Source organism: Mesorhizobium sp. WSM4829 (genome assembly GCF_055811475.1).
The window spans coordinates 1-14266 of record NZ_JBVVQJ010000070.1; the positions used below are offsets into that span (position 1 = coordinate 1).

General features: G+C 62.9%; 11 protein-coding genes and 1 pseudogene. 4 read left to right on the top strand and 8 right to left on the bottom strand.

All coding sequences use genetic code 11. From position 1 onward, the window contains the following. The first annotated feature begins 734 nt into the window (after positions 1-734). On the top strand, positions 735-2648 hold the full coding sequence (locus tag AC0L17_RS33395) for an adenylate/guanylate cyclase domain-containing protein (protein ID WP_473518851.1): 1914 nt from the start codon (positions 735-737) through the stop codon (positions 2646-2648). Here AC0L17_RS33395 and AC0L17_RS33400 read toward each other — a convergent pair. The 3 genes from AC0L17_RS33400 to AC0L17_RS33410 form a co-directional block, all read right to left on the bottom strand. Continuing rightward, positions 2645-3172 carry a YHS domain-containing (seleno)protein gene (locus AC0L17_RS33400; RefSeq protein WP_473518852.1) on the bottom strand — a complete coding sequence of 176 codons (528 nt, stop codon included), beginning with the start codon at positions 3170-3172 and terminating at the stop codon, positions 2645-2647. The two genes, AC0L17_RS33395 and AC0L17_RS33400, sit on opposite strands and share 4 nt — an antisense overlap. A gap of 504 nt (positions 3173-3676) precedes the next feature. After that, the gene (locus AC0L17_RS33405; protein ID WP_473518853.1) at positions 3677-4687 is read right to left on the bottom strand and encodes a vanadium-dependent haloperoxidase; all 1011 of its coding nucleotides are present in this window, start codon (positions 4685-4687) and stop codon (positions 3677-3679) included. Positions 4688-5461: 774 nt separating this feature from the next. Continuing rightward, positions 5462-6349, bottom strand: coding sequence for a LysR family transcriptional regulator (locus AC0L17_RS33410; protein ID WP_473518854.1), 888 nt, complete (start codon positions 6347-6349; stop codon positions 5462-5464). A 165-nt stretch (positions 6350-6514) separates the two neighbouring features. Between AC0L17_RS33410 and AC0L17_RS33415 the strand changes: the two genes are divergently transcribed. After that, positions 6515-7411: an MBL fold metallo-hydrolase gene (locus tag AC0L17_RS33415; RefSeq protein WP_473518855.1), complete on the top strand. Its 897-nt coding sequence runs from the start codon at positions 6515-6517 to the stop codon at positions 7409-7411. Between the two features lie 301 nt (positions 7412-7712). Further along, positions 7713-8843 (top strand): CapA family protein, encoded by a 1131-nt coding sequence (locus AC0L17_RS33420; protein ID WP_473518856.1) that lies wholly within the window; start codon positions 7713-7715, stop codon positions 8841-8843. A gap of 154 nt (positions 8844-8997) precedes the next feature. Here the strand turns inward: AC0L17_RS33420 and AC0L17_RS33425 are convergent, their stop codons facing one another. Then, positions 8998-9429 carry a c-type cytochrome gene (locus AC0L17_RS33425; protein WP_473518857.1) on the bottom strand — a complete coding sequence of 144 codons (432 nt, stop codon included), beginning with the start codon at positions 9427-9429 and terminating at the stop codon, positions 8998-9000. A 76-nt stretch (positions 9430-9505) separates the two neighbouring features. Beyond that, positions 9506-9865, bottom strand: coding sequence for a hypothetical protein (locus AC0L17_RS33430; protein ID WP_287059324.1), 360 nt, complete (start codon positions 9863-9865; stop codon positions 9506-9508). Between the two features lie 356 nt (positions 9866-10221). Between AC0L17_RS33430 and AC0L17_RS33435 the strand changes: the two genes are divergently transcribed. Beyond that, the gene (locus AC0L17_RS33435) at positions 10222-11376 is read left to right on the top strand and encodes a helix-turn-helix transcriptional regulator (protein WP_473518858.1); all 1155 of its coding nucleotides are present in this window, start codon (positions 10222-10224) and stop codon (positions 11374-11376) included. Positions 11377-11545: 169 nt separating this feature from the next. Here AC0L17_RS33435 and AC0L17_RS33440 read toward each other — a convergent pair whose 3' ends face one another. The 3 genes and pseudogenes from AC0L17_RS33440 to AC0L17_RS33450 form a co-directional block, all read right to left on the bottom strand. Then, complete coding sequence (locus tag AC0L17_RS33440; RefSeq protein ID WP_473518859.1) at positions 11546-12430, bottom strand: patatin-like phospholipase family protein; 885 nt, start codon at positions 12428-12430, stop codon at positions 11546-11548. A 37-nt stretch (positions 12431-12467) separates the two neighbouring features. Further along, the gene (locus AC0L17_RS33445; RefSeq protein WP_473518860.1) at positions 12468-13718 is read right to left on the bottom strand and encodes a M16 family metallopeptidase; all 1251 of its coding nucleotides are present in this window, start codon (positions 13716-13718) and stop codon (positions 12468-12470) included. A gap of 261 nt (positions 13719-13979) precedes the next feature. After that, positions 13980-14266, bottom strand: a pseudogene (locus tag AC0L17_RS33450) (insulinase family protein); the annotation flags it as partial.

Sequence of the window (14266 nt, forward strand, 5' to 3'; positions counted from 1 at the left end):
GATTTCGATTCAACGGTCTGCGGACCGCCCCGACGCTAGAGTGAGCAAGCCGCATAGGCGGGGCGACGTCCGCTCCTGCCGCAATCACGTCATTCCGACAGGCGCGCATACGGCAAGTTTCCACCCAACCTAGTCCTCCAACGGCTTCTTCCGCGTGCAGAGCGGTTAAAAGCACGGGTCGCCTCGATTGCGCCATTTCCAGACATTCCCGACGCTTTTCGGGAGCGGACCTTCGCTTATCGTCCGAAACCGACCCCAAGCGGTCATCTGCGGTGCAGGCGATAAACGGCTCTATTGAGCCCATTCCAGACCTTCCGGTCCATGCACAGCAAAGGGCCTTGCGGCGATACAATGCCTCCGACTTCTGCTATGGTGCATTCCTTGGGCATAGGTGGTCTTAAAGAACGCCGTCGTGGATCGAAGCTTGCTGCCATTCTTGCTGCCGATGTGGTGGGCTACTCCGCGCTGATGGAGCGTGACGGCCAAGCAGGCGGCCGACGCGCGCATGTGGGCCGGGGTCCATTTTCGCTCCGATGTGGTTGCGGGCCAAAAGATCGGTGAGGGTGTGGCCGAGCAGGTCATAGCGTTCGCGGTTCCACCGCCCCAACGGTGGGCGCGACGCTCGCCTTCGATTGAGGGCTCCTTGGGCTAAGCACTACGGAGCCCTAGGTTCCGTAGTGCTTAGCCCAGAGCTATCGGAAAAAGGTGGCCGAAGCGCACGGGGGAGAGTCGGATTGTCAACCGAGCATGTAGAGCGGCGACTTACGGCCATTCTAGCGGCCGACATCTCCGGCTACAGCCGGCTGATGGGCAACGACGAGGAAGGTACGCTCGCCCAGCTGAAGGCGCATCGGCGTGCTCTGGTCGACCGAAAGATCAACGAACACCGCGGGCGGATTGTCAAGACCACCGGCGATGGGATGCTGATCGAGTTCGCGAGTGTGGTCGAGGCCGTGCGCTGCGCCGTCGAGATCCAGCGCGGCATGGCGGAACGCAATGTCGCGGTGCCGGCAGGACAACGTATCGAGTTCCGCGTCGGCATCAATGTCGGCGACATCATCATCGAGGATGACGACATTTTCGGGGATGGCGTCAACGTGGCGGCTCGCTTGGAGGGGCTCGCGGAGCCTGGCGGCATCTGCGTCTCGGGCCGCGTGCAGGAAGACGTGCAAGGCAAGCTCGACATTGCCTTTGAGGATATCGGCGAACAGAAGCTCAAGAACATCGCTCGGCCGGTGCGCGCCTTTCGCGTGCGGCTCGACGCCACGGCCGCTCCGGCGCCCGCCGGCTGGCGCCGGGGATTGTTCGCCGCTCTGGCTCTGATGATTTTGCTTATTGTAGGCGCGCTGTGGGCCGGTCTTGGCTCTGAGTGGAAATTTCTCAGCATTCTGCGCTCTGGCGATCAATTCACAAAAAGTGCTGAAGTCAGCACGAAACCCGCGATCGCCATTCTCCCGTTCCTGAACCAGAGCGACGATTCGGCTCGTCAGTATTTCGCGGATGGATTGACGCAGGATATCATCAACGCACTGGGTCGGTTCTCCGCGCTGACCGTGATGTCGTGGAACGCTGTTTTCCCCTACAAGGGAAAGCCCGCAAGCCCGGAGGAGATCGGCCGCGGTCTCGCCGTCAGCTATCTGGTCGAAGGCAGCGTCCGCCAGACCGGCGACCGCGTGCGGGTCATCGCGCAACTCGTCGACACAAGGCAGGGACGGGTGATTTGGTCTGCACGCTTCGAGGAGGCGCTGGCGGACGTGTTCGCGCTGCAGGACAACATTGTCACTCGCATCGTCAGAGTCCTGGCGATTCGCGTGACCCAGATCGAACAAAATCGGGTGTTCGCGAAGCCAACCGAAAATCTCGCAGCCTATGATTACGTGCTGCGCGCCAGGCCGGCATTGCAGAGCCCGACGCATGCAAACAATGTGGAGGCGCGCGCCCTGCTCAGACGCGCCATCGAGCTTGACCCGAACTACGCTGCTGCATATGCGGCACTTGCCGAAACCTATCACATTGCCAGCTCGATGGGCTGGGCGGAATCGCCAACCGCCTTCCTGAGCCGTGCCGAGGAACTGGCAATCAAGGCGCTGAGCCTTGATGATTCCGACGTGCGCGCGCGCATCACTCTCGGCCACATCCACCTCTTTCGTCAGAGATACAACCAGGCAGAGGTTGAGATCGAGCGCGCCATTGCGATCAATCCGAACGATGCTCACGGCCTCGCCGGGCGCGGCACCATCCTGTTGTGGCTGGGACAGACGGATGCGGCGATCGAGGCCTTGGAGCAGGCGCAGCGTATCGACCCCGATCTCAATGCGATCGATCGCTTTGCGCTGAGCCTGGCCTACTATCTGAAACGGCGTTACGACGCGGCGATCGAACAGGCGGAACTTAGTCTTCGAACAACCGCAGGCGCGAACTTCAGCCGTATCCTGCTGGCGGCCGCCTATGCACAAGTCGATCGAGCGGAGGACGCCGCGCGTGTCGTGACGATGATACGCCGCATCGACCCAACCTTCGACCCGCAGGAGTTCGGAACCAAGTTTCTAAGCTCTGGCGATCTCGAACATCTGCGCGACGGATTCCGCAAGGCCCGCCTCTACCCCGTCACAGGCGACCTGCCACCGGCCGAGAGAATGAACCGCTAATGTCCTTGAAGTAGCGCGCGGTTCTGGTTGGCCTTCGCGATGTTCGCAGCAAGGTCCTGCTGGAAGAGCGCGGGTCCCATCGGGGCCGGTTTGCCGAAAATATAAAGCTTTCCGTCGCTGATCAGCCAATTCTCCGGGTTGGCCTCGTCGAGCTCGCCCAGGGCCAGCGCCATTGCACAAAAATTTCCGAACTCTGGCGCGTAGCGAACAGGAGCGGCCTTGAAAAGCTCGCGATGCTCGGCGTTCGCGAAGAGGTAGCGGTGCTCATCCCATTCGTACTCGATCTCCGGCAGCCCGCGCGTGGGGCTTCCGATGGTGAAATAGGCGACCGGGTCATAACCCTTGATCGCCAGCGGAACCGCTTCCGTGGCAAAAGAGGGCATCGAGGTCGCAAACAGGGCGGCTGTGACCGCCAGAACGAAGCGAATGGCATTTCGCCGAGAGACATTGTGCATGGCGAATTCCCTGATTTGACCGTCCCGGGCCGCTACCAGCCCCGCGGCAAGCGAAACCGTCTGCGTCATTCCGTTCGGGCACTAATTATCGCTCTTGTAGCGCTCGGCCGCAACACGTTTCGGAGATTTTCGGAGTGCGAGTGTGGTGAGGCCGGCGCCCATTGCAGGGGCGCCGGGCTCCATTCTTCGTCTGCTTAGTCCGCATCGCGGTCATTCGTGCTCATCGCATTGAGGGACTGCTTCCCACCCAACCTAGTCCTCCAACGGCTTCTTCCGCGTGCAGAGCGGTTAAAAGCACGGGTCGCCTCGATTGCGCCACCTGCTGACGTTTTGCGCCGGACGCAGCCAATGTCACGAGTCGACTCCGAAGCGGGTCTATAGATCGGGGCGCAGGGGAACGGCAACTTGGAAGCCCTGTTGCGTCTCAGGTCCACAAAGCGTCAGAAGATGAAGGGGCGTGGCGCCTGCAACTTTCTGATACGTGGCGAACAAAGTTCCGTTCTACCCTTTGGCCTCGACCGGCGATCGGCAAAGAAGGTTTCGAACGGGTCGAGCAGGTGTCCTCTCCTTCCGCTAGTCAGCTCCGTCCTTTCTCGCCCGCTCGATGAATTTCTCCGCGACCGCTTTGCCGAGTGCGGCACCGGCCTTGTTGTCCATCTCATAGTGGATGCCGGCCCAGACGCGCGAATCGCCGGCCTCTTTGCCAACTTTGCGGATGAATTCCGCATGGCTGGGAAACAGGTATGCCAGGACCTCGCATCGGGCAGTCGAGAGCGTGGAGTGGTTCGACGGATAACTGGGATGGGCTGGCACTGCGAACAGGGGAGTGATGCTCGCGTCAAGCATGTTGGGCCGCAGATACCAATAGGCGTACTTCCCGTCGTTGCTTGCAATGTAGGCGTCGTAATAGACCGTTGCGAGCATCGCGTAAGCCCGCGCCGCACGCGGCGGGTTCGTATCCGTCTTGTCCTCGAACATCCACTTGCTGGCATAGTCATACCAGTCGGTGAACAGGCCGGATGGGCTTTGCCAGTAGAACGCTTTGTAGCTGTTAGGGAATTTTCGTTCAAACTGTCGAATTGCATCCATCTCGGCCTTTACGGCCGGGGACTGGCAGTCGGGCGGCGCCGGCGGCCTGAATTCATCGGGTGCAGCCAGCACGATCGGCTTCCAGTTTGGCATGTTTACATTGGCGGGTTTGTTCCCGACCCACATGCACGGCCCGGTCGGAACAGTGCCGCTCCACTTTGCATCGGAGCCATCGGCCTTTGCCCGCGCAATCACCTGCTCTGCGACCCTGCGCCCCAACTCCAGGCCGGCGGAAGAATCGCTTGGGAACTGGACACCGGCAAGGACGCGCGACTGTGCCGCTTCTTCGGCCATTGCCTTGAACGACGATGTCTCTTCGGGAAAGAAATAAGAAAGAACGGTCGCGGCAGCTCCGGCGGCTGCGGCATGCTCGGATGGATAGGAGGGACTCCGCGGCGGCGGCAGCGCAGTCGCCAGTGTCGCATCCGCCTCGCTCGGGCGCGGCCGATTGTAGAAGTACTTCGCGTCCCACGCAGCGATGGTGGCGTCATACATCGCCATCGTCAAATAGGAGTAGAGGCGGTGCGCATTTGGAATCTGCTGGTTCTCGAGAAGGCGATTGTTGACCAGATCGACCCATCGGTATCCAGGCGAGCCGGCGTCCCAGAAGGTGATTTTGTCGGCGGCAGCCGGATCCTTTTGCGCCAAGAGATCCCGCATCTGCGCCAATTCGGCTGCTGCGGCGGAGGCGTCAGGCGGCGGCGGGACTCGGAAGTCCTCGCCAGACGTGATTACCCATGTCTTCCACTTTCCAGCCTCTGGTTCTATCAAATCCGATTGGGCGAAAGCGCAGTTCCCTGAAAAAAGGATTACCGCGCAGGCCTTGCCGAAACCGCTAAGCATGCGAGCCTCCCATAGGTCCCTCCGCCCAAAGACGGAAGGTTTTCCGTTTTCAAACCTTTATTTTAGTGAAGACTAATTATACTCCGAGACGCTGCCGGGTAAAAGGATAAAGTTAGAGCTCGGCAGCGTTGTGAAAGGGCACGTCCGAAGGCCACGTTCTTCCTGATTTGCACCCACTTCCTATCCTGCCGATCACATTGACTGGCATTTGCAACGCTGGTGATTGGCGAAGGCGCCGATGACAGCCCCTCTCCCCCCTTGAGGGGGGAGATGGCCGGCAGGCCAGAGGGGGTCGTCTCACGTAATGCGCCAACCTCCACTGTCGCAAGAGAGGGGGCCGCGCCCGGTCGGACCGACCCCCTCTACCCTGCCGGGCATCTCCCCCTCAAGGGGGGAGATTGGCCGTCATCGGCGCCCCTGCCCGCCTTACTCTGCCTTCTGCTCAGCCGCGACCAGCATCTCGACAAACCTGGTCACCTTGGGCGGGCGAAACCGTGCGGCGGGGTAGACTGTGTAGATGCCTCCGGAGGGCAGCCGCCACTCGGGCAGGACCTGGACGAGCCGCCCCGTGGCCAACTCATCCCGCACCAAAAAATCCGGCAGCACCGACAGGCCGGCACCGGCGCGGACGGCCGCCAGCACTGCCGGCGTCGCGTCGATGGCGATCGTTGCCTGCATGCGCACAGCCTCATGCTCATCGTCGCCGCGCGAAAATTGCCATAGCAGCGGTTCGCGCAGCGCCATGTTGGCGACGAAGGGCAGCCCGGCCAAGTCTTGCGGGACGTCGGCCTTGAAGCGCCCGGCAAACTCGGCGCCGCACACCATGAATTGCCGAAAGATGCCGATCCGTCGTGCCTGCAGGCTGGAATCGGCCAGCCAGCCGACGCGGATCGCCACGTCCAATCCCCCGGAGGCCAGGTCGATCGTCTCATCGCCCAGCGTCAGCTCCACCCGGCAGGCGGGATAGCGCGCGCTGAAGGCGGCGACCACCGGCACCACCGCCGAGGTGCCGTAATCGTTGGGCGCAGCGATGCGCAGCGTGCCGGTCGGCTCGGCGGCGGCCTGCGCGAGTTCGTCGAAGGCATCCTCGGCCTGCTGCAGAATTTTTAGGCACCGCGCATGGAATGTCCGGCCGGCTTCGGTCGGATGGACGCGCCGCGTCGTGCGGATCAGCAGCGTCGTTCCGACATCGCGCTCCAGCCGCGCCACCTGCTGGCTGACGACCGCCTTGGTGATGCCCAGCCGCTCGGCGGCCCGCGTGAACGAGCCGGTGTCGACCACCGCGGCGAAATAGGCCAGCCGGTTCAGGTTCATGCGTGGTTCATGGCTAATGCGAGCCCATTGTCAGACAATGGCATACATTACGTCTATTTTGTTGGCCTTCAATACGCATTCCGCCTCTGCCATCTTCCCGGCATCGAGGCTGCGCCGGAAGATGCGCCCGCCCGAATTCCGCATTCTCAAGCCCAGGAGAGATCCATGTTCACACGGAGAGCCATCATGAAAACCACCCTCGCCGCCGGCGCCGCTGCCGTCTTCGCTCCCGCCGGGCTTGGCCACGCGGCTGGCGGGCTTTCCTGGAAACATTTTCCGGCCGGCGAAAACGGCTTCTTTCGCGCCCCGGTGCTGATCACCGGCGCCTCCGAGGCGCTGCTGATCGACGGCGGTTTCACCTATTCCGACGGCCGCGCCGTGGTCGAGGCGATCAAGGCGACCGGCAAGACGCTCACCACCATCTATGTCAGCCAGTCCGACCCGGACTATTATTTCGGCCTCCAGCCGATCAAGCAGGTTTTTCCGCAGGCACGGGTGATCTCCGCTGCCGAAACGGTGGCCGCCATCAATGGCAGCGTCGACAAGAAAATCGCCGTCTGGGGGCCGCAGCTCAAGGAGAATGGCCCGCAGGCGCTCGCCGATGTTGTCATCCCCGAAGTCTTCGACGGCAAGACGCTCACCGTCGATGGCGAGACCATCGAGATCGTCGATGCCGAAGGCCTTGCCAATCGGCGCTATCTCTCGGTGCCGTCGCTGAATGCGGTGTTCGGCGGGGTGATGATTTTTTCCGGCGTGCATGTCTGGACCGCCGACACGTCGAGCAAGGAACAGCGCGCCGCCTGGCTCGCCAATCTCGAAAAGATCGCGGCCAGCAAGCCTGAAATCGTCGTGCCCGGCCACATGACGCCGCGGGCCGCCACCGACCTTTCGGGCGTCGAGCACACCAAAACCTATCTCATCGCCTTCGAGGAAGAACTGGCCAAGGCTAAGGACGCGGCCGCGCTCAAGGGCGCCATGGAAGCCCGCTTCCCCGGCCTCGGCATGGGCGTGGCGCTCGACATCGGCTCCAAGGTCGCCACCGGCGAGATGAAGTGGGGCTGAGACCGATCTCGGTCTGATCCGGGCGAGCGGCCTCGGCGCCTCATCCTGCAACGCTGGTGATTGGCGAAAGCGCCGATGACGGCCAATCTCCCCCCTTGAGGGGGAGATGCCCGGCAGGGTAGAGGGGGTCGGTTCGACCGGGCGCACCCCCTCTCTTGCGACAGTGGAGGTTGGCGCATTACGTGAGACGACCCCCTCTGGCCTGCCGGCCATCTCCCCCTCAAGGGGGGAGATCGGCAGCTTCGGCCCTCGGCGCTCATCTGCCTCACTGGAGGTTGGCGAGGAAGGAGATCCAGATCCAATGCCGCAGATCGCCAACAATGCCGCCGTCCGAAGCAGCGCAAAACTGTTCCTGTGCGGCGACGTGATGCTCGGGCGCGGCATCGACCAAATCCTCGCCAGTCCCGGCGATCCGCACCTTGGCGAGCGCTATGTCAAATCGGCGACGACCTATGTCGAGCTTGCCGAACGCGTCAACGGCCCGATCCCGAGAAGGGTCGACGAGGCGTATGTCTGGGGCGATGCGCTCAGCGAATTGGATCGTGAAGCGCCCGACGCGCGGATCGTCAATCTCGAGACCAGCATCACCACCAGCCTGTCCCTGGCGCCCAAGGAGATCAACTACAAGTTGAACCCGGCAAACATCGGCTGCCTGGCGGCGGCACGGATAGACTGCTGCGTGCTCGCCAACAACCATGTGCTCGACTGGGATGAGCCTGGCCTCGTCGAGACCCTCGATACGCTGCGACTTGCCGGCCTCTCCTGTGCCGGGGCCGGGCTTGACGCGGACGAGGCGGCGGCGCCTGCCGTCATTGAACCGGCCGGCGGGGGCCGCGTGCTGGTCTTCGGCTTTGCGCTCGAGACCAGCGGCGTTCCAGCTTCATGGGCAGCCGGAGCTTACAAGCCAGGCGTCAATTTGCTGGCGGATCTCTCGGCCCGGTCGCTCGAGCAGATCGCCCGATCCGTGCAAGCCATAAAACAGCCTGGCGACCTCGCGGTGGCCTCGATCCACTGGGGCGGCAACTGGGGCTACCAAGTCCCGGCGGAAGAACGCGCGCTTGCCCATGCTCTCATCGATGTTGCAGGTTTCGATGTCGTGCATGGGCACTCCTCCCACCATCCCAAGCCGATCGAAATCCATCACGGCCGGCTGATCCTCTACGGATGCGGCGACTTCCTCACCGACTATGAAGGAATCACCGGCAACGAAAGCTTTCGTGGTGAGCTTGCGCTGATGTACCTGCCGCGGCTCGCCGTACCGGGCGGTACGCTTGTTTCGCTCGAGCTGGTGCCGTTCCAGCTCGCCAGGTTCCGGCTAAACCGCGCCCTGCGCGAACATGCCGCCTGGCTCGCTGGCATGCTTGAGCGCGAGTGCTCACCTTTCGGCACACATGTGGCGCTCGGCGACGACCGTCTCGCTGTCCTTTGGTGAAGCGCCTGCGATCGGCAGGCAATGGCACCAAAGCGCGTCGCGTGCGACCGGCTCAAGGGACGCGCTTTAGGTTGTTGTTTTATGCATGTCGTTATCGCAAAACCGCTGCACACCCTCGGGTCAGGCCCGAGGGCATGCTTTTGCGCGACATGCATTAATTTTCAAGCCTCTCGGGCCGACCCCGGCCAAGCGCACCGTCGGCGCGGGCCTGCAAATAGGCGTAGATGTCATCGATGTAAGGAGCGACATTGGGATCGTCGGCGAAGCCCTTCATCACCGAAGCGCCGCTGCGCACGCCGTCGCGAACATTGCGCCGAAAGACCTCGATGCCGGGCAGCCGGTCGACAAGCGCCGAGGCGAAGGTCGAGCCCATGCCGTCGGGGCCATGGCAGTGATTGCAGCTGCCATGGTAGCGACGAAAACCGTTATAGGTTCGCGCATCGACCTTGTTGCCGACAGCCTCGTAGAACTTGCCAGGGGCCAGCTCAGCCTGCGAAGACGCGGCGGAGCCGGCGGCAACGGTAAAGACAACAACAGCCAGGACGAACCATGGAGACATCGTCTGTCGCCCATGTTGCAGGCTCATCCAGCGCCACCGCAACGCGCATGCCCCCGGATCACTCGATGTTGGGCCACTCGATGTTGGATCACTCAACCCTGGATCAGTCGACGGCGAGCTTCGGGGTAGAAACCACGATCCCGTCTATCGGATGCGGGCTGACGACAAGCTTGCCGCCGACACGCGATATCTCGATGATCTGGTCCGACTCGCCCAGCTTGCCCGGCACGGAGACCGCGACTATCTGGTTCTCGGTCAGTGTCGCCACGAAGCGCACCGGCAAGCCAGCCTCGCCCTGCGCGATTGTGGTGACCACCCGATAGCCGTCCTCCTGAGGCGTATAATAGACGACACCAAGGAAGCCGGCGAGATCGATGCTTTCAGCCTTCATGGCTCCAAGCTCGCCGGCATGCGCGGGCGTCGCCGCCATGCAAAGTGCTGCAAAAGCAATGTATCTGTACATAATGCTGCTCCATCCCGAATTGTCCGGGACAAGCCCGGCTCAAGGTTTCAGCAATAGATGCTCGCGCGCCGTGATAGTCGGCGCACGCAGGCAGATTTCTTGATTAGTGCCCCCGGCTACCTCACAGTGGCGAAGGTCCGCCAGCCGAGAACGCGCTGAACCCCCACTGGTTGTCACGGTTAAGTGTGACGTTCTTCTGAGGCGCAAACATCTCACCACCCGATTGCTTGCGCATCCCCTGTTTGGGGGAGATAATCGGAATTTAAGCGATCGCTAAAATTCGGAGGGGCGAGAGCACCTGTGAGAGCGCGCGGCCTTCCGCGTCGGACGCGCTGTTGACATGCGGGGGGCCGTCGATGGCCAAGGCATTGTCGCATCATGAACTGTCGAAGCTGATCGGCTCGATCTACGATTGCGCGTTCGACCCGGGGCGGTGGGAGTACGCGCTTGCCGGGATCAGGGATGCGCTCGACGCCCAGACAGCGGTGCTGCACCTTGACGACCTCAGTCACGACCGGCTGCTGATCCACAGGGCCGTGGGAATAGAGCCATACTGGCTGGAGCAACAGGCCAAACATATCCCCGAGACCCATGCCCGGCTGCTCGAACATCTCTCGAAATGGCCTTCGCTCGATGTGCCGCATGTGGTCTCGCGCCATGTCCCTGCAACCGACCTGGAGACCTCGCGATATTTTCAGGAGTGGCTGAAGCCGCAAGGCCTGGTCGACGTCCTGTCGTTTTTCCTGATCCGCACCCCTACCCGCCTTGCCGGCTTCGCCGTTGCCCGGCATGAGCGGCAAGGCCTTATCACCGAGCGTGAAATCAAGTTTGGCGGACTGTTGCTGCCGCATGTGCGCCGTTCGGTGATGATCGGCAACATGCTGGATATCAGCACGATCGAGCGCGGACGGATGGCCGAGGCGCTCGATGCGCTCACATGCGCTGTGGTCCTGACCAATGAACGTGGCGCCATCCTGCACGCCAACCGCTCGGCCAAGCGCAGGCTGCGGAGCGGCGGCTCGATCCAGGATGTCCGGGGCATTCTGCAAGCGAAGATCCCGTCGGCTTCAAGGGAGCTTCACAGCGCCATCCTGGCTGCGGCTCAGGACGAGGCAGGCATCGGCAAGACAGGGCTTGCCGTCCTCCTCACCGAACCTGCCCTGCCGCCGGTCTTCGCCCGTGTGCTGCCGATTGCCGGCGGCGATCTGCGCGTCGCCGGCATGGCGCCCGCGGCGGTTGCCGCGGTGTTCATCGGCAATGCACCGGACGAGCATGTCGCCGCCGACATGCTGGCGACAGCCTTTGGACTCACGCTGGCCGAAACCCGCGTGCTCGCCAGCCTTGTCGCCGGGCACACCCTGGCCGAGACCGGCGCCAGCCTTCACATTGCCGGCACGACCGCCAAGACGCATCTCGACAATATCTTCCAGAAGACCGGCGTCTCCCGCCAGGCCGATCTGATGCGCCTTGTCATGCAGATCGTTCCGCCCGCCGGGCAGCCCGGTCGCTGAACCACACCTCATTCACCGCTTTGGATACAGGTATCCAGCGCCGCGGATGGTCTTGATCAGTTCCGGCTTGGCCGGGTCCAGTGCCGGACCGGGAAGCGATCAGCCAAACGGTTCCGGTCCGGCGGAAAATGTTCAGCGCCTGCGCTCGTTCGATTGAGGCCACCAGGCGTCAAACTTTTCGCGCCACGCCCCCAACCTGCTTGGGGCGCTTGCTCGTGTCGACCTTGGCCCGCGCCTCCACCGCCTTCTCGATCTCCCGCTTCAGCTCGTCTTTGATATCAGCCGTTTCGGCCATCAAGGCGTCGATCTTCATGAAATCGAGCACGCGGTATTTCGACACCGCCGGCCTGACCAGTATGTCCGGCTGGCATTGCCTCAGCTTGGCGGCGATGATCGACTGCATCATCAATTGCGTGGCACCGAACATCAGGTCGACGGAGGTCGGGTATTTGCGCCCGCCTTTGGCCGGCGCGCCAACGACGTCGACGGCGATGATGATGTCGGCGTCGTCCTCGATCAGGTCGAACGGCACCGGATTGTAGATGCCGCCGTCGATCAGCAGCCTGCCGTCGCGCATCACCGGTCGGAATACCGCGGGAATAGCTGCCGAGGCGGCAAGCGCTGAATGCAGGTCGCCGTCGCTCAGCACGGCGAGCTTGTGGCCGAAGAAATCCGTTGCCGTCACCTTCAACGGTATTTTCAGCTCGGCGAAGCTTTCGGGTATGGCGTCGGGCATGAATGCCTTGAGGATGCGCTCGACATTGAACTGGGTGACACCCAGCCCGCCCTGCAGCGCCTCGGCAAAGGTGCCTGGCCGCGCCCGCCACATGCGCGCCGCCACCTCGGCGCGGCGGCCGAGGATCGAGCGCATGTAGTGGTGAATGTCGCTGCCGGCCATGCCCGAAGCCATGCCGGCGCCCATGATGGCGCCGATCGATGAGCCTGATATGGCGACCGGCCTGATACCCAGCTCGTCCAGCACCTCGATGACATGGATATGCGCCAGCCCGCGCGCGCCGCCGCCGCCGAAGGCGATGCCGAAGCTCGGGCTCATCCTCTGCCCCTCATTTGGCCCTGCCCCCCATTTGGGCTCATTCCTCCTTGGCCTCGCCGTGCTTCGGCCCGACGACCATGACGGCCGGCTCGGCGGAAAGCAGCTTTTTCGCCGCCGCCTTGACCTGATCCAGCGTCACCGCGTTGATGAGGGCGGCGCGGCGCTGCATATAGTCGCTGCCGAGCTTGTCGAGCTGCAGCTCGAGCAGCGTCGCGGCGATGGCGGCGGAGGAGTTCAGATTGTTGATGGCGTAGGCGCCGATCAAGTATTTCTTGGTCGCCGCCAGTTCTGCTTCGGTCGGCCCTTCCTGGGCCATGCGCTTCACCACCTCGCGCACGACAACCAAAGTCTCGGCCGCCCGGTCCGCGCGGGTCGCCGTGGTGATGGCCAGGGCGTTGGCGTGCTGGTGGTCGACCAGGTCGGAACTGACGCTGTAGGCCAGACCGCGTTTTTCACGCACCTCTTCGAACAGCCGCGAGGTGAAGGCGCTGCCGCCGAGGATCTCGTTCATCAGAACCGCAGCGAAGAAATCCGGCGCACTCCGCTCGACGCCGGGATAGGCGAGTTGCAGCGACGTCTGGGGCTGATCGTAATTGACTTCGAGCTGCTGGTTGAGTTTCGGATCGACATCGGCGACCGCGCTAAGCGCCTGATGCTGTGGCAGGCCGCCGAAGACCAGATCGAGCTTTTTCTTCAACGTCTCGGCATCGATGGCACCGACCACCGCCACATGCAGGCCATCACGAGCAAAATTCGCCTTGTGAAAGGCGATGAGATCGTCCGGCGTGATGGTGGCGATGCTTTGCCTGGTGCCCTCTTCAGGCCGCGCATAGGGATGGGCGCCGTATAGTGCCTCCAGCCATTTGCGCTGGGCGAGCGTGTCCGGGTCAAGCTCGTTGGCGATGATGCCGGACAGCACTTGCGCGCGAATTCGGTCGATTGGCGCCTGGTCGAAACGCGGCTCGGTGACCGCCAGCCGCAACAGGTCGAACGCCGCGTCGCGCTGCTCGGCAAGCATGCGCATCGAGCCATAGATGCCGTCGCGCGCCGCTTCGAAGCTCATCTCGGCGCCGACGTCGTCGAGCTTGATCTGGAAGGCCTCGCTGTCGAGATTGCCGGCGCCCTCGTCGAACAGGCCGCTCATCAGATTGGCAAGGCCCACCTTTCCAGCGGGATCCTGCGTCGTGCCGCCGTCGAAGGCAAAGCGGATGGCGACGAGCGGCACGGAATAGTCCTCCACCAGCCAGGCGGTGATGCCCTTTGAAGACGTCACCTCCTGGATGCTCATGGCCGCACGAGCGGAAAGCGCCGGCAGGACGAGGAAGACGAGGGAGAGGAGCAGGGTAACTAAAGGGGCTATGCGCGACCTTCCCTTCTCCCCTTGTGGGAGAAGGTGGCCGAGCGAAGCTCGGTCGGATGAGGGGTGCTCCAGCTTGGTACCGACAGCACTCCGTCCAACACCCCTCAACCGTCTTGGCGCTGCGCGCCAATCCACCTTCTCCCACAAGGGGAGAAGGCAAAACGCGCGGCTATGCTGATCTCTCATCGATCAATTCCCTGCCTGTGTCTGCGGCAAGAGATAGCCTGATGTCGAATGGTTGAGATTGAGATAGCGCGCCGCAACCTGCCTGACTTCCTCGGCGGTGACCTTGCGGATGCGGCCCGGCCATTCCTCGACATCCCTGACGTTGCCGCCGGTGGCGAGCGTCGCGCCGTAGATGTTGGCCATCGAATCCTGCTTGTCGCGGGCGAAGATCATCGAGCGGACGAAACGATCCTTGGCCTTCTCCAGCTCGCCCGATGTGACGCCCTCGCTGGCGATGCGGGCGACCTCGG